This window comes from Pedobacter nyackensis (genome assembly GCF_032678475.1).
In the GTDB taxonomy this organism is placed as follows: Bacteria; Bacteroidota; Bacteroidia; order Sphingobacteriales; family Sphingobacteriaceae; genus Pedobacter; species Pedobacter nyackensis_A.
This window is the reverse complement of record NZ_JAVTSF010000003.1, coordinates 405,667-428,810: the sequence shown is the minus strand read 5'-3', so window position 1 is coordinate 428,810 and position 23,144 is coordinate 405,667. Positions and strand designations below refer to the sequence as shown.

The following is a 23,144-nucleotide window of genomic DNA, read 5'->3' as shown; positions in this document are numbered from 1 at the left end:
AATCTGTTAATTCAAAGCACAAATCAGCTATTTAGAAACATTCTAACATTACAATTAGATGATAAAAGTCAAAATTGAAGGATTCATTTTCTTATGCAACGAAAAAAGGGGCATCCGATTGCCGGATGCCCCTTCATTATGCGATAATCTAATCTTAGAACCTATAAGTAAAGTTCCCTTGAGCTGTTACACCAGAAACAGTAGTCACACCGTTTCTTGACTGTTTCAACGCAGCTTCAACATCACTTGCACTATTTACCGGCTGTCCGTTAACGGCAGTAACCAATAAACCTTTAGGAATTTCTAAAGAATCAAAAACTTTACCTTGCTCCACTCCGGTAACCACTACCCCGTTTCTTACACCAAATTTACTTTTCAGCTGTGCAGGAGCCGGAGCAAATGACGCACCTAATTTATCGATACTTGCAGTACCTCCCGCCTTAGCAACGTCATTTGATTTAATATCACCTTCACCTTTTAAGGTCACCTTAGCATTTTTCAACTGTCCGTTTCTGGAATAAGTAAGCTCTACTTTATCACCAGGACTTAAACGGCCTATTTTTTCCTGCAAGTCCGGAGAATCGTAAATGATCGATCCTTCAACTTTTTTAATGATGTCCCCTTTTTGGATACCTGCCGCAGCAGCACCACTACCAGGAAGCACTTCACTTACATAAAGACCTGAATTGTCTTTCACATTTAATTTCTCAGCTACATCTGCATCCAAAGTCTGGAATGTTACGCCAATATAACCGCGTTTAACCGCACCATATTTTCTAAAATCATCAAGGATTTTTTTAGCAAGGTTTACCGGGATTGCAAATCCATAACCTACGTTAGTACCAGTCTGAGAAGCAATAGCTGCATTGATACCAATCAATTCACCATTTGCATTCACTAATGCACCACCACTGTTTCCAGGATTAATTGCCGCATCTGTCTGGATAAACGACTCAATACTGGTATTTGCTGCCCTTGAAGGCATTTTCCCAGTTCTTTGGTACTCTTCAAACTCCTCTTGTGTAGGCTGTTGCTGATCTCTTGCTAAAATGCCAATACTACGTGCTTTAGCACTTACGATACCCGCAGTAACCGTAGTTTGCAGATCCAAAGGGAAACCTACTGCTAAAACCCACTCACCAATCTGAACATTATCAGAGTTACCCATTTTCACTACAGGCAGATCAGTTGCATCAACTTTAATCAATGCTAAATCGGTGTTTGCATCTTTACCAACCACTTTGGCACTTACTTTACGTCTGTCAGACAAGATCACTTCGATTTTATCTGCATTATCCACTACGTGGTTGTTGGTTACAATATAACCATCAGGGGTTAAAATTACACCTGAACCAGAAGCTGCTTTTGGCATGCGTTGCATTCTACGGCCACCGCCACCACCAAACAGATCATCAAACATATCCATTGGAGATGACTGACGTCTCTGACCCGCGCTTAAGTCCCCACCTGTATATGATGTCTTAATGTGAACAACCGCTGGCGAAACTGCCGCTGCTGCTTCTACAAAATCAACAGCTCCTGCTGAAGATATCTTTGGGTTACTTGCAAACATTACCTTTTGCTGATCGGCAAATGACAGTAATCCGTCATTTTTTGGCTCTAATAATTTATAGCCACCAATTGCAGCCGCACCACCTATAAATGCAGCCAACGCTATTAATCCTATCCTTTTCATTTATATATTAGTTTTTAAATTTAACTTATTAAGAAAACACCTTTATTTTCTTTCCTTGATCTATTCAAATTTAATACCATATCAACGATATTTGCATCTGTAAACAGTCACGAATACTGTTAAAAAATGTTAAAAGCGCAGGAAACAACAAAAATGGACACTCATTTCTATAAATACCAGGGAGCAGGAAACGACTTTATACTTATTGACCATAGAATGAGTCCTTTAACGGAAATCAGCTATGACCGCATAAAAAACCTGTGTGACAGGCGTTTTGGCATTGGTGCCGATGGGTTAATGTTTTTAACTGCACATGATGAGTATGATTTCGAGATGCATTATTTCAATGCAGATGGCAGACCGGGCAGCATGTGCGGCAACGGAGGCAGATGTATTGTGGCTTTTGCCAAACACCTGGGTGTCATTGATCGTGAAACTAACTTTCTGGCAGTCGACGGTCCACATTATGCCAAAATTTCAGAAGAAGGCAATTGGATAGACCTTCAAATGATTGATATCGACACCATTAACAAAGATGGTAGCGCTTATGTATTAAATACCGGATCACCACATTATGTGACCCAAATGAACGACCTGGAAAACTATGATGTTTTTCACAATGGCAAAGCAATCCGCAACAATGAAACCTACAAAAATGAAGGGATCAATGTAAACTATGTGGAAGACAAAGGCGATTACCTGTTTGTGCGCACATTTGAGCGTGGCGTTGAGGACGAGACTTATGCCTGCGGCACCGGAGTTACAGCTGTAGCTTTATCTATGGCACAACACAAAGGTCAAAGCGGGCACATCAAAACACCTGTAAAAGTATTAGGTGGTAATTTGAGCATAGAATTCGATTACAATGGTAAACAATTTACCAACGTATTTTTATGCGGCCCGGCTGAAAAAGTATTTGAGGGGGATGTCGCTTTTTAAGCTCCCCCTGCTAATTCGCTTTACAGTCTAATCCCTTTCTGCCAGGTGCGCAGCTACGCCGATTTTAATCTCTCCAAAAGAATAATCTCTGCCCAGACGTTCCCTGATCGGGTTCATTTGTAAAGTCTTTAACTCCTTGATGGCATCAAGAATCCTGTCGAGTTTTTTACTACCAATAATATCTTTCGCAGAAATTTCCTGCAGCGCTACATAATGTGCCAGGTGCCCTTCTATGGTACCAACAACCATTTTGCGCTCTTCAGCAATCTCAGCAATGGTCTTCCCTTCTTTAAGCAGAATTAAAGATAATTCTTTAGTATCGGCCTTTGGTTCTTTTTCCTTTTTAGGTGCTTTTGGTTTACCAATACCGGCTTTAGCTGTCCGTCCTTTTTTCTCGGTAAAATCAAGTTTACCAGACATCGCAAATACTTTTTCCATTTGCGCAGCACGTTCTGCCTGACTTAGCAAGCCATTTACATCCTGTTTGGTAAATTCTTTCCCATTAATTGTGGCTTCCAGCAGGGCTGTGGCTTTGCGGATCTTTTTCACCTGTTCGTAAAACAATGCTTCCATTTCCAGCAACTCTGTTAAAAAAGCCACCACCTGTTTATCTTGTTTTACCAATTCCATACGCTCAAAAATCCTTTTAGAGAAAGCAGACAGCAATGGATTAAAATAATTCTCAGCAGCTGTAGTTCTTTCTAAAAGTGTCTGCAAACCTGCTTCGGATTTATCCTCATACAACCTTCTGATCTGCGCCAGAAACTTATTGGCATGCGCCTTTAATTCACTCAGCTCCTTTAACAATTGCGCTGCCCATTTTACGTGTTTTTGTTTTGCAGATTTATTGATGTCTTTGGTATAAGAATGCACATGTTCGTAAACATAATTATCGAGTGGGGTCAGATCAAAACACTGTAAGAGATAAGACCTTAAGAAGTTTTCACTTTCTTCCTGGATCCTGCTTTCCAATATAGCGGCCTCCTGTTTATTTTTAGAAAACCCAGTTACGTTCTGATCTTGCCTGATACCCGAACCGGAAATTAAGGAGGTGAGCACCAATCCATCTAAAGATCTTAGCCTGGAGAGGGCAACATAAATTTGTCCGGGAGCAAAGGCGTTACCGATATCAATAATCGCCTTATCAAAAGTTAAACCCTGACTTTTATGTACGGTAATCGCCCAGGCCAGCTTTAGCGGATACTGGGTAAAAGTTCCGATCAGCTCTTCTTTTATTTCGCCGGTTACTTTATCAGTGGTATACCTGATGTTTTCCCACTTGTATTTCTCGAGTATAATTTTCTCATTGTTGCCTTCGGTCAGCACCTCAATCATATCAGGCTTTAGCGAGATAACGGTAGCGATTTTACCATTGAAAAAACGCTGTTCTCCTGTAGGGTCATTTTTAATAAACATGACCTGTGCGCCGATTTTTAATTCGAGAATATGCTCTGCCGGATAGGAATACTCACTAAACTCATTCTCTACTTTTGCAACATACAGATAGGAAGGGTCCTTCAACTCTTCCAGTCGCTGTTTATTTAAAGTATCGGCTTTATTGTTATGTGTAGTAAGGGTAATGTATTTTTCATTTAAGGAGGGTTTAAAATCGGCTTGATAGTACTTTTCAAGCAGGGCCACGTCCTGTGCGGTTACCTCATTGTTCCTTAAATTATTCAGCAGGTTGATAAACACGCTATCCGCCTGTCTGTAGATTTTTTCCAGCTCGATGTAAATCGGAGGTTCATGATATAAGGCATGTGCATCGAAAAAATAAGCACTTTTATAGAATTGCCCAAGCATTGTCCACTCGTTAGATTTTACTACGGGCGGCAGCTGGTGCAAGTCACCGATAAATAAAACCTGCACCCCACCAAAGCTGGCTGTATTATTTCTTCTGATGTAACGCAACACCATATCTATGGCATCCAGCAAATCCGCACGAAGCATACTCACCTCGTCGATGATCAACAATTCCATATCCACCAACACCTTACGTTTTGCAGCCGTCATGTTTAAATGGCGGACTATAGATTTAGGCGTATTGTACTGCTGATTATAATGATCACCATCTGCTGCAGGCTGCTTAGGCAAATAGGCACCAAAGGGCAACTGAAACAAAGAGTGTATGGTTACCCCATTTGCATTGATAGCCGCAATACCTGTAGGTGCAGCAATCACCGCCTTCTTATGCGTCAGGTCTATTAAACGTCTAAGAAAAGTAGTCTTACCAGTACCTGCCTTCCCCGTAAGGAAAATGTGTTTGGAGGTATAGTTGACAAATCTGGCCGCAAGATCAGCAGGATTAACAGTTTCTGAATTCAGCATGCGGCAAATTTAGCAAGAAGTTACTACTTTACCCTCACTAACAGGTAACCATTATAATTTAGCCATCGGTTTAGCTCCTCTTCATCATCAATATTGACGGTAGTATTGAGCATCGTAACCACCAGTTTAATTTCCATATTACCTACATGATGTGTCAAGGAAAGCGCTTCGGAAGGCAAATAAGAAGTCGAGTTGTCTTTTGGATTGGTGCCCAACTTTCCCGACTTAAATTGCGCAATTGCATCCATCGCCATTTTCCGAATGTTAAATTCTACAGCAGGAGCCTGACCTACAGTAAGTTTCAGATTGCCGTATTGTCTTAATTTTTCTATTACCACCTTTACCTGATTTATTTTCAGTTCAGTTTTATCAGTATAATTTTCAATCGGGACCACATAATCGTAACCTTTAACATCCATCACTGTTCCTGTCTCTGGCTCAAAACGTTTGTTATCCATATAACTATTATGATAGTCGGTCCGTTTTATTTTAAGCAAGGCGTACGCCGTATCCGTTTTATTACTTTTAATGCTATAGCGAGACAGCGTAGTGTCTTTTAGTTCGATTTCATGCTCTATTTCTGTCAGATTTACTTTTGTAAAGGGCTGCAATGCCGCCAAACCATGTCTGTCTACCAGGTAATCAATTACATCCTCGCGCTGCTTTATGTCCTTTTTTTCTTTAGACCCCATCAGCCGCTTTAACCGGGCCACCTGCGAAAACTCAGACACAGAAAAAGCGCTTTGTGGCCCATAAGTAGACAGTAGTGCCAAAACACATAGACTAACCGGAATCACTTTGATGTTCTGCTTTTTACTGAAGAGAAAGTAAATGGTAATTAAGGACAACCATGCTGCAAGTATGATCAGGATATACCTGGATTCCGTGATCCCGTAATTGCCCACTCTTTTCCAGACAGCAAGCAACAACAATACAACAAGGGGCACCATCATGATATAAAAGAATCTGGAAAACAACTTCATCCATCCATTGCCTTCTTTTTCTTTAATGGGGTGAATAAGTAGCAGCGATAGGATCCCAAAAACAGCATAGCCTAAAATCAGGGTAGAAACCAGTCCTTTAGGGAGTTCCCAGTTCATGATGATCTTCGCTTCATATACCAGTAAAATAAGCAGATATATGGTCATCAATGGGATCAGCACATACTGTGTAAATATTTTCAGCCCTTTTGGGTAGCTTTCATCTTTATCCAGTTCCCCGAAATTATCAGGCACCCCTGCCAGAAAAAAGATAGTCATAAACCCCGCAGTAACTACTGCGAATAAACGCATATAAGTTTGCCATTCTATTTTTACACTAAACAACCCATCGATAGCCAAAAGTGCTACCGCCAGACCTATATAAAGTACCCCGGCATACAGTGCTGAAGTGAGAATTCTTAAAAACAACGATTTATTATATTGCCAGAAGCCATTAATATTACCCTTGTTTATAAATGGTGCAAAAGCGACAAGCAGGTGAAAAGCAAAAGCCAGTAAACCGATCCGGTAAACATCTGCGAGATAAAAGGATGGCTTTAATATAAAATACAGACCAGTACAAATTAACGCCGCAACCAGACGCAATGCCCATTGTTTTGCTGATTTCAACTGATTTGCCTCCGCATACAAATCAGCAGCCAGCAATAAAGTCAGCGCCAGGTTACAAACAGAAAGGAATACAATAAGTTGCTCTTCTATCCGTCTACTTGAATCAACAAGTAAACACCAGGAAATAGTTGCCGCAACTGCCACCACAACCTGAAGTGGAAACCGGGAAACGACTTTAAGAAAGCTTAACCATAATGAGTGAACAGACGGCAATTTGAGTTTCATAGGGAAAATTTAATCGTACAGATAAAAGTAAACATATTTAAACTAAACTTTTTCTAAGAATATCTTTAACAATCTTTAACATTATGCGTCTCACGTTCATACGATTTTAGTTTATAGCTTTAATCCCAACAAAACACTAACAATGAAACTGACTTATTTAACGCTTTTAATGGTATTTTCCACGGTACTTTTGTTTGCACAAAAACCCTACGCCATTAAAGGCTCTGTAGTGGATACTATGGCAACCTATAAACTGGTCAATACAACCGTAACCTTATTAAACCAAAAAGACTCTACACTTGTAAAATTTACGCGGGCAAACGCCGAGGGCTCATTTGCCATCAACAACCTGCACTCCGGAAAGTTTATTTTACTGGTTACCTATCCTGGCTATACTGACTATGCCGAAAACTTTACCCTGGATACAGTTAATCCTGAAAAAGATTTCGGCAACATACATCTTATCCTGCGGTCGACACTACTTGAGAATGTGATCATTAAGGGAAATGCTGCAATCACCTTTAAAGGTGATACTACAGAATTTAATGCAGGCAGCTATAACATCCAGCCTAATGCTAAAGTAGAAGACTTATTAAAGCAGCTGCCCGGTATCCAAATAGATAAGGATGGAAAAATTACTGCACAGGGTCAAAAAGTGAATAAAGTCCTGGTTGATGGAGAAGAGTTTTTTGGTGACGACCCAACATTGGTTACCAAAAATTTACGTGGGGACATGATCGACAAGGTACAACTCTACGACAAGAAAAGTGACCAGGCGACATTTACAGGAATAGATGATGGTGAAAAGTCAAAAACCATCAATCTTAAGCTAAAGGAGGATAAAAAGAACGGGTATTTTGGCAAACTGAATGCCGGAATTGGCACAAAAGACTTTTACCAGAACCAGGCTACCCTGAATGTCTTTAAGGGCAGGAAAAAGTATGCTGCTTATGGAGCTATAGGAAATACCAATGAATCTTTTGGTAACAATATCTCTATTGGCTCCGTTGATTTTTCAGATGATGGAGGAATGATGGTAACTATGGGTGGTGCAGACGACTTTGATATGGGGGGCGGAGCTGGCGGAATATCTATCAATAGAAATGCCGGACTACATTATGAAAATAAATGGAAAGACAAATATGGCATCAATACCAATTACAAACTAGGCTCCGTTAGTTCTAAAGGAGAGAACAATAGCCTGAGCATAAATACGCTACCCGGGCAAACCAACACCAATAAATCAGATGAGAAATCCAATAGTTTCTCTTTCAACCAGAAGGTAGATGGAACATTGAACATGAACTTAGATTCCACTTCAACATTAAAAGTGACGGTTAGCGGATTGCTTGGAAACAATGATTCAACAGATGATTATAAATCTTCAACCCAAAGAGAAGACAACAGTTTCTTAAATCGTGGAACCAGAAAAATCAACAACGAAGGCGACGAAAAAAGCTTTAATGCCAGTGCATTCTGGGCAAAGAAGTTAAAGAAAAAAGGGAGAACCGTCTCCGTAAATGTCAAACAATCCTTTAAGCAAACGACAGGTACAGGCTTTCTGAATTCTGAAAATGAATTCCTTAATGCCCAAAATCAACTGGACAGCGTTGTCAACATCGATCAGTATAAGACAAGCGATATATTCAAATCAACATTTAGTACAAATGCGACGTATACAGAACCTATTTCAAAAACCCTGGCGCTTGTACTTAACTACGGACTAAGTCTAAACAACAGCAGTTCAGATAAAAAATCCTTTAATAAAGACATTATCGGGAATTACAATGATCTTGACAGGGAATTTAGCAACAAGTTTAAACTGGACCAGCTAACTAATAATGCCGGTATGAACTTTAATTACAGAACAGGAAAGTCTGTTATAACCTTTGGCACAAGGATTAACGCGGTAAGATTTAAACAAATTGATTTGTATGAGGATACGACCTTAAAGAGAAGTTTTATTAACTGGAGTCCACAGGCAAACTATAGCTACAACTTTTCAAGGACCACCTTCCTTCGTGTAAATTACAACGGAAGTACTTCACAACCGGGAATGGAACAAATTCAGCCATACAGGGCGAATACAGATCCATTATATATTGTTTTAGGAAACCCGAACTTACGTCCTTCCTTTAGCAATAACGTTGGTGTTTCTTACAATTCATTTAAGATCCTTACAGAGCAGGTTCTGATGGTGAACGGAAACTTCGGTTTTACGTCCAATGCGATTACCAGTAATGTCGTTACAGACGACGCGGGTAAGACAACCAGCCAGGCTATAAACATGAGCGATAAGACGCCCATAAATTTCAGTTTAAATGTGTCTGCTGGCAGAAAAATAAATGGAATAAATCTGACTGTAGATGCCAGCACCGGAGGTAACTACAACTATAGTATTTCCAATAACTTCCTAAATACCTCGAAATCCTTTAATTATTCGCTTGGCCCTTCTATTTATAAATATGCCGATAAATACAGTATCCATTTAAGTTTGAGGCCGAGCTATAATACCTCCAGCAACTCAGTACTAGGTGTTAAGAACAATAATGATAGTTATAGTGCAAATGGAAATTTCGACTTGATGGCACGCTTACCAGGTAAAGTTGAAATTCGCACAAACGGAGAATATCAATACACTGGTAAAAGTCAGGCTTTCAACGAGACGCTGAACCGACTGATATGGAATGCCTCTATCAACAAGAAATTCCTGAAAACAGAAAGCCTAAATCTTTCTTTATCCGGAAAAGATTTACTCAACCAAAATTCAGGTTTTAGCAGATCCGTTTATAATAATACGATCAATCAAAGCAATTCAACCACTATTCAACGCTATTTCATGTTATCCCTGTCATGGGATTTTAATAAAATGGGTGGCATATAATTAGAAAAACACGATGAAAACAAAATTCATATTATTAGCGGGTCTGATTTTTACCATGCACAATCTATTTGCCCAAAATGTCAGATTTGTAAACAGTGGGGTTATAGAATTCGAAAAGAGCATCAATCAACATGCTGCGATTAGAAAAATGATGGCACGGGCAGGCGGCATGATAAGCGGTTCTTTTGACGATTATAAAAAGTCCTTACCACAGTTTAAGATACTCAAAAGTACGCTCACATTTTCGGGCAACAAAACCTTGTTTACCCCTATTGCTGAAGCGGGAAGCCTTCCGGGAATGTTTGGCGGGAGCCTGGAGTCGGAGCAATCAAATATTACTTATACAGACTTATCTGCAAATTCATTTACAACGGAAAAGACATTTTTTGAAGAAACCTTTTTAATAAAAGACAGTCCGCGAAAAATCAACTGGAAACTGACAAGCGAGATGCGTGATATCGCCGGCTATGAATGTCGCAGGGCAAATGCCATTATTATGGATTCTGTGTACGTTGTTGCCTTTTACACCGATAAAATTCCTGTTTCAGGTGGACCGGAATCATTTACAGGATTACCGGGGATGATTCTCGGGGTTGCACTTCCACATGATAACATTACCTGGTTTGCTAAGACTGTTACCGACAAATCTGTTCCTGTTACAGAGATAAAGCCCCCTACAAAAGGGAAACCATTAGACAACAAAGGTCTTTTCGAAACCATTAACAAAGTATTGAGCAGATGGGGCAGCCAGGCCGGCAGTATGATTAAATTGCTGGTACTTTAGTTGACTAATAATTTATAGCCTTTACCATGTACATTTAAGATTTCTACTTTAGGATCTTCCCTTAGATATTTTCTCAGTTTACTTAAAAACACATCCATACTGCGGCCATTGAAATAATTATCATCATGCCAGATGCTTAATAAAGCTTCTTCCCTGGTGAGTACAGCGTTCTTTTTAAGGCAGAGCAACCGCAACAGTTCAGCTTCTTTGGTGGATAACTTTTGCTGCAGTCCATTATAATGGATTAATTGCGTTGTATAATCGAAAGTATAGTCGCCTATTTGAAATTCGGTTTGAGCGGGTCCCTGATCAACCTGTTCTTTTACGGCGACACGCTTTAACAAAGCATTGATGCGTAGCAGCAATTCCTCAATTCTAAATGGTTTAGTGATGTAATCATCTCCTCCCAAATCATAAGCAGAAGCTTTATCTTCCATCATCGCCTTTGCAGTCGCAAATATAATAGGGATATCCTGATCGATCTTTCTGATCTCTTTACCGAGTGTAAAACCATCTTTTTTAGGCATCATGACATCTAGGATACAAAGGTCAAATTCCTGCTTGCTAAATGCACGCAAACCTTCTTCGCCATCGGTACATAACACTACATCGAATTTCCCTTTTAACTGAAGGTAATCCTGTAAAAGCAATCCGAGGTTAGGATCATCTTCGACCAATAGAATTCTTTTCATTAGTTGTGGTTTAGTGGTAAAGTTATTTCAAATGTAGTTCCTTTATCTTTCTCGCTATATACTTTTATTGTTCCATTCATCTGTTCAACAATATCCTGTACATAATTCAGTCCCAGACCAAAGCCTTTAACATCATGCAGGTTCCCGGTAGGAACACGATAAAACTGATCAAATATACGTTTTGAATGCTCTTTGGTCATCCCAATACCTTTATCGGAGATATTTATAACCAGGACTTTATCCGTACTTCTGGTTTCAATGGTAATCTCAGGATCTTCTGCACTATACTTATTGGCATTATCAATCAGGTTATAAAACACATTCGAAAGGTGTAATTCGTCACCATAAACAAGTGGGTGTTCAGCATTGAGGCTCAGATTTACCTTTGCATTTTTCTTTTGCAACTGCAAATTCATACTGTCAACTACTGCCGCAATTAAATCGTGCGTATTTACCTCCTTATGCTCCAGTTTAAGTTCTTTCTTTTCTAAGCGCGCTATACTCAGCACACGTTCAATATGGTTGCCTAAGCGTACGTTTTCATCATATATTATACCTGCAAGCCTTTTCACCCTGCTCTTGTCCTCTACAATCTCCGGATCTTTAAGGGCCTCGCTGGCGATCATAATGGTTGCAACGGGTGTTTTAAACTCGTGGGTCATATTGTTGATAAAATCCGTCTTCATTTCAGAGATCTTCTTTTGCTTAAGAATTGCATAAATAGTATAGGCAAAAATGAAGATCAATACCAGAAGCAAACCAGCAGAAGAAGCCATCGTAGCCCACATATTACTCAGGATTAAAGAGTTTTTATTAGGAAAATACAAATAAAGCATCCCCGGATCTCTGAAAATCTCGTTACTGAATAAGGTTGTACGGTAAGTGTTTTCCGGCAAAATCTCCATATTAGAATTAGATGCTTTCTGATAAAGTACAGAATCCTTGTTTGCCAGTTTTAACCAGAAGTCATACTTTAAACTTACATTCTGATCTTGCAGCTCTTTTTTTATAAGGGTATCTAATACATCTCTGGACACGCGCTGATTGATGGGAACATATACCTGGCGCATTTCTTTCGCAACATCCTCCAGATAATTTAAATTACTTCCTTCCAAAGCAAGTGTATCGTTCATTAACTCTTTTAGCCCTGATTTATATTTCTGCTCCGCAATCCTATCTTCCATCTTAAATTTCAATGCAATTTCAGGAGCAACGCGTTCGATCGAGACAGTCATAGGATTTAAAGTCCTCGGATTTACAGCAAGGTACCGGATGCTATCAGGAAGTCGGCCTGGCGCTACCGAAAAAGTAGCTCCGATTTTGGGAACCAGGGTTTGGTTTACATTTCCACTAACATTTCCATAGGCATCAACACCAAAATCAACTTGCACCTGCAAAGATGAACTGCCTTTATTACTGGGATTTGAAATTTCCTGAAATACCTCCTCACTGATCAGTTCAGGCTTTAAAAAAGTTCGTCGAACAATACTGTCACGCATATTCAAATCTGCGACAACCCTTCTTTGTTGTTCCAGTCTGCGCTTAGCCTCCTGTTCTTTATATTGTTCTTTAAAATCAACGATCTGCTGAGCCTTGTCTCTAAAATCTTTATCCCGTTCCCTTCTGATCTCAAAATCTTTTTTAGTGATATGAATGGCTGCATAACGCTTTTGAACTTTACTGGCTACATTATTCAAAGCTTGTTTTACATCCTGTTCAAAAAGCTGAGATTTTAGGTTATAAGCTTCCCTGATGTAATACAATTGCATTACAAACACCCCTAGCAAAGCTATGGTCATCAGTCCGGTAATTAGCCAAAGGCTTCTTTTCTTCATTATAGGTTACTCAAAAATAAAGAAGCATTCACACAAAGCCCCCTTATTTAACAAAATTTAACACGACTATGAGCGATAATCATTATATTTATTATCCGTTTAGTTATAATCTTAACCGTTAATTGAAATAGCAATCATGAAATTATTTTTATTTAGCATTCTAGCATTAACAGTCAGCTTCACTAATCTAAAAGCACAAAGCACCCCGGAAGTTAAAGGCGCGTGGCAACTTAACCAGGATGAAACGAAACACCATCTCTTCTTCCAGAATGGCTTTTATTTTCATACCGTTCAACAGGGGAATGTTTTTGTAGGAACTAATGGTGGCCTTTATGAGATTAAAGACAATACAATTATCACCAAAGTGCTATTTAACAGTCTTGACTCAACTAAGGTGGGCAGTAAAATAGATTACCCCTTTTCCGTTACAACAACTGAGCTTGTTGTAACCGCTCCCGATGGCCAGGCTACCTTTCAACGGGTGGACGATGGGAACGCTCCTTTGGCAGGTGTATGGCACATCACAGGACGAATGCAGGATGGAAAACTTAGTCCGATACATCAAACCGGTACAAGACAAACCTATAAGTTGTTAACCGGCACTAAATTTCAATGGGTAGCTATAGACCCGGGGAAAAAACAGTTTTCGGGAACCGGGGGCGGCAGCTACACATTTAAAGATGGTAAGTACGTAGAAAACATTGAGTTCTTTTCAAGGGATAACACCCGTGTAGGTGCCTCACTAAGCTTTGATGGCAAACTGGAAGACCGCAACTGGCACCATAGTGGGTTAAGTAGCAAGGGTGACAAAATCTATGAAATATGGAGTAAGATTGGAGACAATTAAATTGCTACTTCACAGTATTCCGGATGAAAGCTCAAAATTCAATCAGAATTTTGAGCAAAAAAAATGCCGGAAGGTATTTCCGGCATAATTTGTAAATTGTTTACTTTAAAAAAGCTCTTAAAAAGGAAGATCATCTTCCTCGCCTGGTGCGCTGTTTAAATCAGCTGGCGGTGCATATGCTGGAGTAGATGCTGCGGCTGCGCCATTTGTTAACGCATTGATACGCCATACTACTAAACTGTTAAAATAAGATGTTTTTCCGGTTTTATCTGTCCACGGACGACCACGTAAGTTGAATGAAACTTCGATATCATCACCTTGTTTTAAGCTATCAAATAAAGCTGTTTTATCTTGTAAAGCCTCAAACCTGATGTATTCAGGATAAGTCGGGTTTTCTGCATATTCTATAATCAGGTCTCTTTTTTTAAAAGTCTCACTCACCTGCTGTAATGCACCAATTTCATGCACTTTTCCTTTAATTTCCATAACAAATACTCTTTTATTCTACTACGAAGTTCAAATCTCTATATTTTTATTGATAACTTCGCACAATAAATTATGCAAGTTTTCCACACAAAAAGCAAGGTTATAATAACCTGCAATAAGCGCCTTTCTTCCTATTTATTAGGAGAGGTTAAAGACCTGGGTTATGAAGTTGTAAGAGATTTCCCAACAGGCTTAGAACTGAACATTACCTTAACAGAATGCATCAAGCTAAACCTGAATTTAAGGTGTGCAAGTCAGATTTTATACTGTCTGAAAAGCTTCAAGGCCAATAACCCTGATGAGTTGTACCAGGAGATGGTCGCTATTCCATGGGAAGAACTAATCGATTTTTCCGGTTATTTCTCTGTAACTTCAAATGTGGATAACCCAACAATTACCACCCCACTTTTTGCTAATCTAAAAGTAAAAGATGCGATTGTTGACCGCATAAAAGAGAAGAAAGGCATTCGTCCGAATTCTGGCTCTGATGCGAATAAAGCAGTAGTACATTTATACTGGAAAGACAGTGAAGCTGATATTTTTATTGATACATCAGGCGAAACACTTGCAAAACATGGCTATCGTAAAATACCTGGAAAAGCACCTATGCTGGAAGCACTTGCCGCCGCAGTGGTATTGAGCACCAAATGGGATCAGAAATCTCCATTTGTAAATCCGATGTGTGGTTCAGGTACACTTGCTATTGAAGCCGCTCTTATTGCCACCAACCGTCGTCCGGGCTTATTCCGAATGAATTATGGTTTTATGCACATCATGGGTTATGATGAACAGGAGTTTTTTGCGGAACGTCGAATATTAAAAGACCAGGTAATTAAAAATGTTGACCTGCAAATTATAGCTTCAGATTTATCTGAAGATGCCGTCGACATTAGCAGAAAGAACGCGAAAACAGCAGGAGTAGATACCTTGATTACTTTCGAGGTATGCGATTTTGCCGACACCCCGGTTCCCGACAGTGGAAAAGGAGTAGTCGTTTTTAATCCGGAATACGGTGAACGTCTTGGTGTACACTCCAAACTGGAAGCTACATACAAACGCATGGGCGACTTCATGAAACAACATTGTAAAGGCTATTTTGGATATATTTTTACCGGAAACCCCGACCTCGCTAAAAAAATCGGACTAAAAGCAGAACGCAAAGTAGAGTTCTACAACGGGAAACTGGATTGCCGTATGTTAGAGTATGAATTATATGATGGCAGCAGGAGACCTGAAGATCAGCGGCCTGTTAAACCAACAATATAGTTATCTATGAATCACATCATCGATCAAACGATACAATTTGTAAAAAAAACCTTAGCCAATGCTGAAGCTGGTCACGACTGGTTTCACATTGAGCGCGTTTATAACAATGCAGTTGCAATTAATGCCAGTGAAAAAACAAATGAGCTAATCGTTATATTGGCGGCACTATTACACGATATTGCTGATGCAAAGTTTAACAACGGAGATGAAGAAATAGGCCCAAGGATCGCAGGTGATTTTTTAAATACACTTGGCCTGCATCAGGATATCATCAGTCACGTACAGCAAATCATCTTAAATTTAAGCTATAAAGCCAGCCTTGGGGTAGTTACCTTTAAATCAAGAGAGCTTGATGTTGTCCAGGATGCTGACAGACTGGATGCCATTGGTGCGATAGGCATAGCAAGGGCTTTTACCTACGGAGGATACAAAAACAGGGTACTTTACGACCCTGAGATCAAACCTCAGCTCAATATGACCAAAGAGGAATATAAAAACTCAGCAGGCCCCACCATCAATCATTTCTATGAAAAACTACTACTGCTCAAAGACTTGATGAGAACCGAAACGGGAAAAAAAATGGCACAACAACGTCACGATTTTATGCTTACCTATCTCGAGCAGTTTTACACAGAAATTTAACAACCTTACAGCAGCCTAATTAAAACTAAATATATTAGCTTATTTTACTACATTTGTTAGCAAAATAAATTGATATGTCTGAGCGGATTAGAGAAAAGCTAAAGATTCTTGCTGATGCAGCTAAATATGATGTGTCATGCTCTTCAAGTGGCGGGACAAGAAAAAATGACAATAAAGGACTCGGCGACAGTCATGCTTCCGGAATATGCCATACTTATACGGAAGATGGGCGCTGTGTTTCTCTTTTAAAAATTCTACTTACCAATCATTGTATCTATGATTGTGCCTTCTGCGTTTCCAGGAAAAGTAATGATATTGAACGCGCAGCATTCACGGTAGAAGAAGTCGTTTCTTTAACCATTAATTTTTACAGACGTAATTTTATTGAAGGTCTTTTTCTAAGTTCCGGTATTTTTAAAAATGCAGATTTTACCATGGAACGCCTTCTGAAAGTGGTAAAAAAACTAAGGACCGAAGAGCGTTTCAATGGCTACATCCATCTAAAAACCATCCCCGGGGCGAGCGAAGAGCTGATCAGGGAAGCCGGGTTATATGCGGACAGAATGAGTATCAATTTAGAAATGCCTACAGAAACCGGCTTAAAATTGCTGGCCCCTGAAAAAAGCCATGATGATGTTAAACGTCCATTAGCCCTTGTTCAAAACCAGATCATACAATTCAAGGATGAAAAAAAACTGATCAAAAATACCCCAAAGTTTGTCCCGGCAGGACAAAGTACACAAATGGTTATTGGCGCCACACCTGAAACAGATAAAGACATCATGCACACAGCAGATACTTTTTATAAAAAATTCTCTCTCAAAAGAGTTTACTATTCAGGGTACATACCAATAAGTAACGACAACCGGTTACCTTTAATTCGCAGCCAACCACCTTTGATCCGTGAGAATAGGCTCTATCAAACTGATTGGCTGATGCGTTTTTATGGCTTTCAGGTCAATGAACTATTAAATGACACAAACCCGCATCTGGATATAGACATAGACCCAAAACTTAGCTGGGCGCTCCGAAATCTTCAATTTTTCCCCGTTGACATCAACGTTGCGTCCTATAAAATAATTTTACGTATTCCCGGTATCGGGGTTGGGTCGGCTAAGAAAATAATACAAGCCAGAAAGTTCGGAAAGTTAAGAATTGATCAACTCAAGAAAATCGGAGTTGCCTACAATAGGGCAAAACACTTTATCAGATGTGCAGACACGCCTTATCAGATTAAAGACTATCAGGGTACACAAATTAAATCCTTCATACTGGCTGAAAGTCAAAGCAAATATTTAAAAAATGATATCCAGCAATTAATTTTGTTTTAGCAGGATCTTATGATATACCTAATAGATGGAAGCTTAGAAAGTCTGCTTTGCGCTATCTTTGAACGGTTTGAGCGAAAACCCGAAAAAGTAACACTCCGATTAGAAAAGTATTACCAACCGGATGCTTTCTCGCCAGTGTTACATGTGCACAAGGATAGTAAAAAAGCAGACAGGGTATGGAAAGGTCTTCAAGATAAGTTAGATAAAGGCTGGATGCGACGATTTTACTGCACTTTCCTTTCAGAATCAGCTAAAGCCTACCTAAGCTTATTCGAATTTGCCTGCTATATCTTTTCAAATCCATCAGGAGCTGAAGCCAACTATGGGAATCCCTATGTCCTGGAAGTAGCACAAACAGCCAGAAAAGTAGAGCGGGAAAAACACAGGATGGAAGCTTTTATAAGATTCCAACATTCGGCAGATGGCGTCTTTTACTGTGGAATTACCCCAGACTACAATGTATTGCCACTGATCATGAACCATTTTAAAAATCGCTATGCGGATCAAAGATGGATCATTTACGACCTCGACCGACATTATGGATTGTATTATGATCTTGAAAAAGTAGAAGAAGTGAGCTTTACGACAAAAGAAGAAAAGAATCTGCAAACCACAACATTAGATGTTCAGGCAGACAATGAAAATCTATATGCTACCTTATGGAAAGACTATTTCAAAAGCACCAATATAACAGCACGAAAAAACACGAAATTACATGTACAGCATGTCCCAAAAAGATATTGGAAATATCTTACTGAAAAGATGGGCATATAACGATTTATCTTGTAAATTGCTCCACAGGTAAGCACTCTCTCTTACCTTAAATTTATAAGAATGAAATTAAGTGTTTTAGTGCTAATTGCTGCTTTTGCAGTAGGACTTTCTATCGGCCTGGTCAATTTCTATTTCCAGCAAAACTGGTATTACATGCTGGTTTCTTTTATGGTAACTTTTATTACGAGCTTTATTGTTTTTTATTATCTGCTCGAAAAATATATCTACTCCAAGATTGTATTGATCTATAAAATGATCCACAACCTAAAGCTGGGTAAAGATCTGAAAGATGCCTTAGGAGAATATGTAAGTTCTGATCCGATAAATGATGTAGAACACGAGGTAAAAGAATGGGCCGGGGCAAAGAAAAGAGAAATTGAGGTCCTGAAAAAACAAGAACAGTTTAGACGAGAGTTCCTTTCCAATGTATCCCATGAATTTAAAACCCCTTTGTTTGCAATTCAAGGTTACATCGAGACTTTGCAGGATTGCCTGACAACTGACCCGGAAATGGCTTCAAAATTCTTAAACAAAGCGGAGAAGAATGTTGAACGCCTGAGTTACCTCATTAATGATCTGGATTCCATTTCTAAACTTGAAACAGGGGCTATTCCTATTAATTATGAGCGCTTTGACTTTGTACCTCTTGCACGTGAGGTGATGGAGGGCCTGGAAGATTCAGCAAATAAAAGAAAAATTAAGCTTTCATTCAAAGACAAATATACTCACCCGGCATACGTTAGGGCCGACCGCGAAAAGATCAGACAGGTATTGATCAATCTCATTCATAATTCTCTGAAATACGGAAGAGAAAATGGATCAACCGCCATTAAAATATTCGAACTTCATGACCAATACTTAATTGAAGTTACGGATGACGGGATCGGAATTGATGAAAAACATCTGGCCCGTTTATTTGAACGCTTCTATAGGATCGACTCGCATAGATCAAGAGAAGAAGGAGGTACCGGCCTTGGTTTGGCTATTGTAAAGCATATTCTGGAGGCACATGAACAAATTATATCAGTAAGAAGCACCCTGCAAATAGGGACAACATTTGCCTTTACACTAGAAAAGATTGGTTAACAGTTGGATATATTTGTAAAAATAACTTAACACTTAACACTAAGTTAACATTACACTCATACTTTTGTATCATATTTTAAATTAATATGAACAGTATTTTTAAGTTCTTTACACCGAAAGACAAGAAATTTCAGCCGTTATTTGAGCAGGCAGGAAGCAACGTATTAAAGATTTCTCAGGCACTACTGCTTGCATTAAGTGCAACAGACCTGGAAAAAAGAAAAGAATACATTAAAGAGGTGGAACGTCTGGAACATGTTGGAGACGAGATCACCCATTCTATTTTTCTTGAATTAAGTAAAAACTTCATTACACCATTCGACAGGGAAGATATCCATGCACTGGCAAGTGCCGTTGATGATATCGCAGATTACATCCATGCCTCGGCTAGTAATATAGAACTGTACAATGTGACCAATATTGGTGACGCAATGATCAAACTTGCAGAACTTTTAGTGGAAATGTGTACCGATTTGGAGAAAGCCATTAAAGAATTAAGAAGCTTTAAAAATATCCGTGTAATTGCTGATGCTTGTGTACGTATCAACAGTGGAGAAAACCAGGCTGATTATGTTTGCAACCTTGCTATTGCACGCTTGTTTGAATTTGAGACCAACGCTATTGAACTGATCAAACAAAAAGAAGTACTGCAGACCTTAGAATTGGCTACAGACAAATGTGAGGATGCAGCAAATGTGTTGGAGTCTATTTTGGTAAAGAATGCTTAACCCTTTAAAAAAATGGTAACTACTTTTACGTTATTGGTTATTGTAATCGTTTTGGCTATTGCCTTCGATTACATTAACGGCTTTCACGACGCAGCAAACTCTATTGCAACGATTGTGTCCACGAAAGTACTCTCGCCTTTTCAGGCGGTACTATGGGCTGCAGTCTTCAATTTTGCTGCTTATTTTTATTTTACAGACCACAAAGTTGCCAATACAATTGCCAAAACTGTCGTAGAAAACTTTATTACACTTGAAGTTATATTAGCTGGTTTATTAGCCGCTATCGCCTGGAACTTGTTTACCTGGTGGTTCGGTATCCCTTCCAGTTCATCCCATACACTAATTGGTGGGTTTGCAGGAGCAGGAATGGCAAAAGCTGCATCATTGGGCGTTAGCGTAATGTCGGCTATCAACCTTGCTCCAATATTAAAAGTAGTAGCTTTTATAGTGCTGGCCCCTGTTATTGGTATGGTCATATCAGTGATCATATCCATCATCATTTTACACATTTCAAAAAATGCCAGGCCTTCTGTAGCAGAAAAATGGTTTAAACGTTTGCAACTGATCTCATCTGCGGCCTTAAGTTTTACCCACGGTGGTAACGATGCCCAGAAAGTAATGGGTATCATCTATGTAGCCATGGTAGCTGGAAATCAACTAAATAGCGGAGATGTAATGCCTGAATGGGTTCCAATCTCTTGTTACGCGGCTATTGCCCTGGGTACAATGAGTGGTGGATGGAAAATTGTTAAAACAATGGGTTCTAAAATCACCAAAGTAAATGCTTTTGAAGGTGTTGCAGCTGAATCTGCTGGTGCTGTAACCTTAGGTATTACTGAACATTTTGGTATTCCTGTTTCTACTACCCATACCATTACCGGATCTATCGTAGGTGTTGGTTTGTTAAAAAGAGTCTCAGCAGTACGCTGGGGAGTTACAGTAAGCTTATTATGGGCATGGGTATTGACTATTCCGGTATCAGCTACACTGGCAGCTATTCTTTTCGCCATTATCCACCTTTTCTTTTAATAGTTGATCAGGTAAATTAATATTCTAACAAAAGACCGCAGTTTAAACGCTGCGGTCTTTTGTTTTTAGAAATCTATTCTAAAGGTCATCCTGCTATTCCGTTTCTCTGGTCTCTCCCATTTAGGCCCATTTATAATTAATCTGATCGCTTCCTGCTCATATTTATCATCGGCCTCTTTTTCAATTTTCAGATCTGTTGGGGTTCCTTCTTTATTGATTTTAAAACTTACTTCAACTACTTGTCCTGCTTTCACTTCATCTTTAAAAGCATTGTTGAGTCCGATATAAGCCCATAATTTATCCCAGCCTCCAACAGGATTAGAAACCATTGCTACCTTGCCCTGCATGGTGCTGGTTCCCCTGATCCGAACTCCTCCGACCCTTTCGGCAAGTGCGTTGTTTACCTTATGGCTATCAAGAGCCTGCACTTTCTTTTCGGCTTTACCATATGCTACAACTACCACCTCATTCAAAGCTAAACGATCAGGTACGAGGGTAACATTTATAGGCTGGTTTGCTTTAGCCAATAGTTCAGTTGCTTTAAACCCAATAGAGTTAACCAAAATCTTACCCTCCTTAATAGAAGTATCTGCATTGATTTTAAATTCGCCATTGGTATCGGTAACCGCAGTTAAATTAGTTCCATCTACCCTCACAATAGCTCCAATTAAAGGTTTTCCATCATCCTGTGCTGTTACCTTCCCGCTCATTACATTTGCAACATCTAAAGTTGCGACCGAAGCAACTGCCCCGACTATATTTTGTTTCCGCTGAACGCCATACCCCACTACGACAACATCGTTTAATTGCTGAGGTGCGGACTGAGGTATTGCCACTTCTGTTTTAGATTTTCCTCTTGCTGCGTAAGTATTTGTTTTGGCCGCCTTAACAGCTTTATCCATTTCTTTTTCTACGACCTGATCAGCCGATTCACTTGCAAGCCCCGGAGCAGCCTGTATCGCTGCGGGTGGTTCAACCACAGGGACGACCGGAGCAATCGTCACATCCACATTTTTAGATCTACCGGCCAATTCTTTCTGATGATTACTTTCACGCATCCAGAACATAATGCTTACCGCAACAAACATTACTGCCGCAGCAGTTCCAATACTTAGTCGTTGCCAGGTAATGACCGAAGTTTTTTTAATTCTCTGATGTTCCGCTACTCTTTCATGTAATTGTTTTTGAAGCAGGGACATAGATTGCAAAGCGCGCTTAGGCGACTCACTTAAGCCAGCCAGGGCCTCTGCCACGAAGGGGTCTTCTAAAGCTTCGCGCTCAACCCTGTTCATGGTTTTAGCATCAAGCTTACCGTCGAGATAATCCTCTAAAACACCTATATCTAACCAATCCTTATTCACTGCTATTTTTTTCTATACAAATTTTAAGATTTCTTTTCCCATTCTGGATATAGCTCTTCACTTTAACCATCTCATAGCCTGTAATATCTGCCACTTCCTTATAACACTTCTCCTGCAGGTAAAACAGATCTACACTCACACGTTGCTCTTCAGGAAGCGTTTCCATACACTTTTCCATAACGGTCAGCCTCTTCTCTTTTGTATCATCCATATCAAGATGCACAAAATCTGTGTTTTCCACAAAAGTATCATCTATTGAAACTGTCGTATTCTTCGATTGTTTGCGAAGTGCCATTAAACAGTGGTTACGTGTAAGTACATGTAGCCAGCTTTTAAAGTTCTGTACTTCATGGAGCTTCAGTTTAAGCACCAGCTCCTCAAATATCTGCATTACAGCATCCTTACTTTGCTCCTCATCCTTCAGGTAATTTAAACAAACCCCAAATACCAGGTGCATATATTTGTTATAAAGCGTACCCAATACCTCCAGATTGCCACTTTTTTTATAGTGTGCAATTAAAGCAGCATCATCCTGCTCCTGTATCCTGGCGTTATTTTTTATAAACTTCAATGTTCTTTTAGGGCATAATCTGCTCAAGTA

At 39.5% G+C, this 23,144-nt stretch carries 19 protein-coding genes; 11 read left to right on the top strand and 8 right to left on the bottom strand.

The genetic code is table 11. The annotated features are described in order from the left end of the window. Positions 1–154: 154 nt before the first annotated feature. Positions 155–1,696 (bottom strand): trypsin-like peptidase domain-containing protein, encoded by a 1,542-nt coding sequence (locus tag R2Q84_RS12880; protein WP_316816957.1) that lies wholly within the window; start codon positions 1,694–1,696, stop codon positions 155–157. A 153-nt stretch (positions 1,697–1,849) separates the two neighbouring features. Between R2Q84_RS12880 and dapF the strand changes: the two genes are divergently transcribed. Beyond that, positions 1,850–2,635 (top strand): diaminopimelate epimerase, encoded by a 786-nt coding sequence (dapF, locus tag R2Q84_RS12875; RefSeq protein ID WP_410478423.1) that lies wholly within the window; start codon positions 1,850–1,852, stop codon positions 2,633–2,635. A 27-nt stretch (positions 2,636–2,662) separates the two neighbouring features. Here the strand turns inward: dapF and R2Q84_RS12870 are convergent, their stop codons facing one another. Together R2Q84_RS12870 and R2Q84_RS12865 are read right to left on the bottom strand one after the other, a co-directional pair. Then, positions 2,663–4,963 (bottom strand): helix-turn-helix domain-containing protein, encoded by a 2,301-nt coding sequence (locus R2Q84_RS12870; protein ID WP_316816955.1) that lies wholly within the window; start codon positions 4,961–4,963, stop codon positions 2,663–2,665. A gap of 23 nt (positions 4,964–4,986) precedes the next feature. After that, positions 4,987–6,798, bottom strand: coding sequence for a DUF4153 domain-containing protein (locus R2Q84_RS12865; RefSeq protein ID WP_316816954.1), 1,812 nt, complete (start codon positions 6,796–6,798; stop codon positions 4,987–4,989). Positions 6,799–6,940: 142 nt separating this feature from the next. Between R2Q84_RS12865 and R2Q84_RS12860 the strand changes: the two genes are divergently transcribed. Next, complete coding sequence (locus R2Q84_RS12860; protein ID WP_316816953.1) at positions 6,941–9,682, top strand: outer membrane beta-barrel family protein; 2,742 nt, start codon at positions 6,941–6,943, stop codon at positions 9,680–9,682. Between the two features lie 13 nt (positions 9,683–9,695). Continuing rightward, positions 9,696–10,466: a GLPGLI family protein gene (locus tag R2Q84_RS12855; RefSeq protein WP_316816952.1), complete on the top strand. Its 771-nt coding sequence runs from the start codon at positions 9,696–9,698 to the stop codon at positions 10,464–10,466. Here the strand turns inward: R2Q84_RS12855 and R2Q84_RS12850 are convergent. Continuing rightward, positions 10,463–11,158, bottom strand: coding sequence for a response regulator transcription factor (locus tag R2Q84_RS12850; RefSeq protein WP_316816951.1), 696 nt, complete (start codon positions 11,156–11,158; stop codon positions 10,463–10,465). The genes R2Q84_RS12855 and R2Q84_RS12850 overlap by 4 nt on opposite strands. Beyond that, on the bottom strand, positions 11,158–12,993 hold the full coding sequence (locus R2Q84_RS12845; protein ID WP_316816950.1) for a HAMP domain-containing sensor histidine kinase: 1,836 nt from the start codon (positions 12,991–12,993) through the stop codon (positions 11,158–11,160). Before R2Q84_RS12845 ends, R2Q84_RS12850 begins: the two co-directional genes overlap by 1 nt. Before the next feature lie 136 nt (positions 12,994–13,129). On the opposite strand from R2Q84_RS12845, the gene R2Q84_RS12840 reads away from it, so the two are divergent. Next, positions 13,130–13,840, top strand: coding sequence for a hypothetical protein (locus tag R2Q84_RS12840; protein ID WP_316816949.1), 711 nt, complete (start codon positions 13,130–13,132; stop codon positions 13,838–13,840). A 117-nt stretch (positions 13,841–13,957) separates the two neighbouring features. On the opposite strand, the gene R2Q84_RS12835 is transcribed toward R2Q84_RS12840, so the two are convergent. Further along, positions 13,958–14,326, bottom strand: a complete 369-nt coding sequence (locus tag R2Q84_RS12835) for a DUF3127 domain-containing protein (protein WP_316816948.1) — start codon at positions 14,324–14,326, stop codon at positions 13,958–13,960. Between the two features lie 72 nt (positions 14,327–14,398). Here R2Q84_RS12835 and R2Q84_RS12830 point away from each other — a divergent pair, with 72 nt between their 5' ends. From R2Q84_RS12830 to R2Q84_RS12800, 7 genes are all read left to right on the top strand, one after another. Next, a complete protein-coding gene (locus R2Q84_RS12830) occupies positions 14,399–15,592 on the top strand; it encodes a class I SAM-dependent RNA methyltransferase (protein ID WP_316816947.1) in 1,194 nt (397 codons plus the stop codon). Between the two features lie 6 nt (positions 15,593–15,598). Next, the gene (locus tag R2Q84_RS12825) at positions 15,599–16,234 is read left to right on the top strand and encodes an HD domain-containing protein (protein ID WP_316816946.1); all 636 of its coding nucleotides are present in this window, start codon (positions 15,599–15,601) and stop codon (positions 16,232–16,234) included. Between the two features lie 74 nt (positions 16,235–16,308). Next, positions 16,309–17,565, top strand: a complete 1,257-nt coding sequence (locus R2Q84_RS12820) for a putative DNA modification/repair radical SAM protein (RefSeq protein WP_316816945.1) — start codon at positions 16,309–16,311, stop codon at positions 17,563–17,565. A gap of 9 nt (positions 17,566–17,574) precedes the next feature. Next, positions 17,575–18,339: a TIGR03915 family putative DNA repair protein gene (locus R2Q84_RS12815; RefSeq protein WP_316816944.1), complete on the top strand. Its 765-nt coding sequence runs from the start codon at positions 17,575–17,577 to the stop codon at positions 18,337–18,339. Positions 18,340–18,399: 60 nt separating this feature from the next. Beyond that, positions 18,400–19,425 (top strand): sensor histidine kinase, encoded by a 1,026-nt coding sequence (locus tag R2Q84_RS12810; protein WP_316816943.1) that lies wholly within the window; start codon positions 18,400–18,402, stop codon positions 19,423–19,425. 86 nt (positions 19,426–19,511) lie between these two features. Continuing rightward, positions 19,512–20,153, top strand: coding sequence for a DUF47 domain-containing protein (locus tag R2Q84_RS12805; RefSeq protein WP_316816942.1), 642 nt, complete (start codon positions 19,512–19,514; stop codon positions 20,151–20,153). A 12-nt stretch (positions 20,154–20,165) separates the two neighbouring features. Further along, entirely contained in the window at positions 20,166–21,182 is a 1,017-nt protein-coding gene (locus R2Q84_RS12800) for an inorganic phosphate transporter (protein ID WP_316816941.1), read from the top strand. Positions 21,183–21,247: 65 nt separating this feature from the next. Here the strand turns inward: R2Q84_RS12800 and R2Q84_RS12795 are convergent, their stop codons facing one another. Together R2Q84_RS12795 and R2Q84_RS12790 are read right to left on the bottom strand one after the other, a co-directional pair. Then, positions 21,248–22,543 (bottom strand): carboxypeptidase-like regulatory domain-containing protein, encoded by a 1,296-nt coding sequence (locus tag R2Q84_RS12795; RefSeq protein ID WP_316816940.1) that lies wholly within the window; start codon positions 22,541–22,543, stop codon positions 21,248–21,250. Beyond that, the gene (locus R2Q84_RS12790; RefSeq protein WP_316816939.1) at positions 22,536–23,114 is read right to left on the bottom strand and encodes a sigma-70 family RNA polymerase sigma factor; all 579 of its coding nucleotides are present in this window, start codon (positions 23,112–23,114) and stop codon (positions 22,536–22,538) included. The genes R2Q84_RS12795 and R2Q84_RS12790 overlap by 8 nt, the downstream gene beginning before the upstream one ends. Between the last annotated feature and the right edge of the window lie 30 nt (positions 23,115–23,144).

Coding starts and splice junctions, on each gene's coding strand:
- R2Q84_RS12800 (WP_316816941.1), top strand. CDS start 20,166: ATGGTAACTACTTTTACGTTATTGGTTATTGTAATCGTTTTGGCTATT.
- R2Q84_RS12860 (WP_316816953.1), top strand. CDS start 6,941: ATGAAACTGACTTATTTAACGCTTTTAATGGTATTTTCCACGGTACTT.
- R2Q84_RS12810 (WP_316816943.1), top strand. CDS start 18,400: ATGAAATTAAGTGTTTTAGTGCTAATTGCTGCTTTTGCAGTAGGACTT.
- R2Q84_RS12825 (WP_316816946.1), top strand. CDS start 15,599: ATGAATCACATCATCGATCAAACGATACAATTTGTAAAAAAAACCTTA.
- R2Q84_RS12830 (WP_316816947.1), top strand. CDS start 14,399: ATGCAAGTTTTCCACACAAAAAGCAAGGTTATAATAACCTGCAATAAG.
- R2Q84_RS12805 (WP_316816942.1), top strand. CDS start 19,512: ATGAACAGTATTTTTAAGTTCTTTACACCGAAAGACAAGAAATTTCAG.
- R2Q84_RS12840 (WP_316816949.1), top strand. CDS start 13,130: ATGAAATTATTTTTATTTAGCATTCTAGCATTAACAGTCAGCTTCACT.
- R2Q84_RS12835 (WP_316816948.1), bottom strand. CDS start 14,326: ATGGAAATTAAAGGAAAAGTGCATGAAATTGGTGCATTACAGCAGGTG.
- R2Q84_RS12865 (WP_316816954.1), bottom strand. CDS start 6,798: ATGAAACTCAAATTGCCGTCTGTTCACTCATTATGGTTAAGCTTTCTT.
- R2Q84_RS12820 (WP_316816945.1), top strand. CDS start 16,309: ATGTCTGAGCGGATTAGAGAAAAGCTAAAGATTCTTGCTGATGCAGCT.
- R2Q84_RS12870 (WP_316816955.1), bottom strand. CDS start 4,963: ATGCTGAATTCAGAAACTGTTAATCCTGCTGATCTTGCGGCCAGATTT.
- R2Q84_RS12850 (WP_316816951.1), bottom strand. CDS start 11,158: ATGAAAAGAATTCTATTGGTCGAAGATGATCCTAACCTCGGATTGCTT.
- dapF (WP_410478423.1), top strand. CDS start 1,850: ATGGACACTCATTTCTATAAATACCAGGGAGCAGGAAACGACTTTATA.
- R2Q84_RS12855 (WP_316816952.1), top strand. CDS start 9,696: ATGAAAACAAAATTCATATTATTAGCGGGTCTGATTTTTACCATGCAC.
- R2Q84_RS12815 (WP_316816944.1), top strand. CDS start 17,575: ATGATATACCTAATAGATGGAAGCTTAGAAAGTCTGCTTTGCGCTATC.
- R2Q84_RS12880 (WP_316816957.1), bottom strand. CDS start 1,696: ATGAAAAGGATAGGATTAATAGCGTTGGCTGCATTTATAGGTGGTGCG.
- R2Q84_RS12845 (WP_316816950.1), bottom strand. CDS start 12,993: ATGAAGAAAAGAAGCCTTTGGCTAATTACCGGACTGATGACCATAGCT.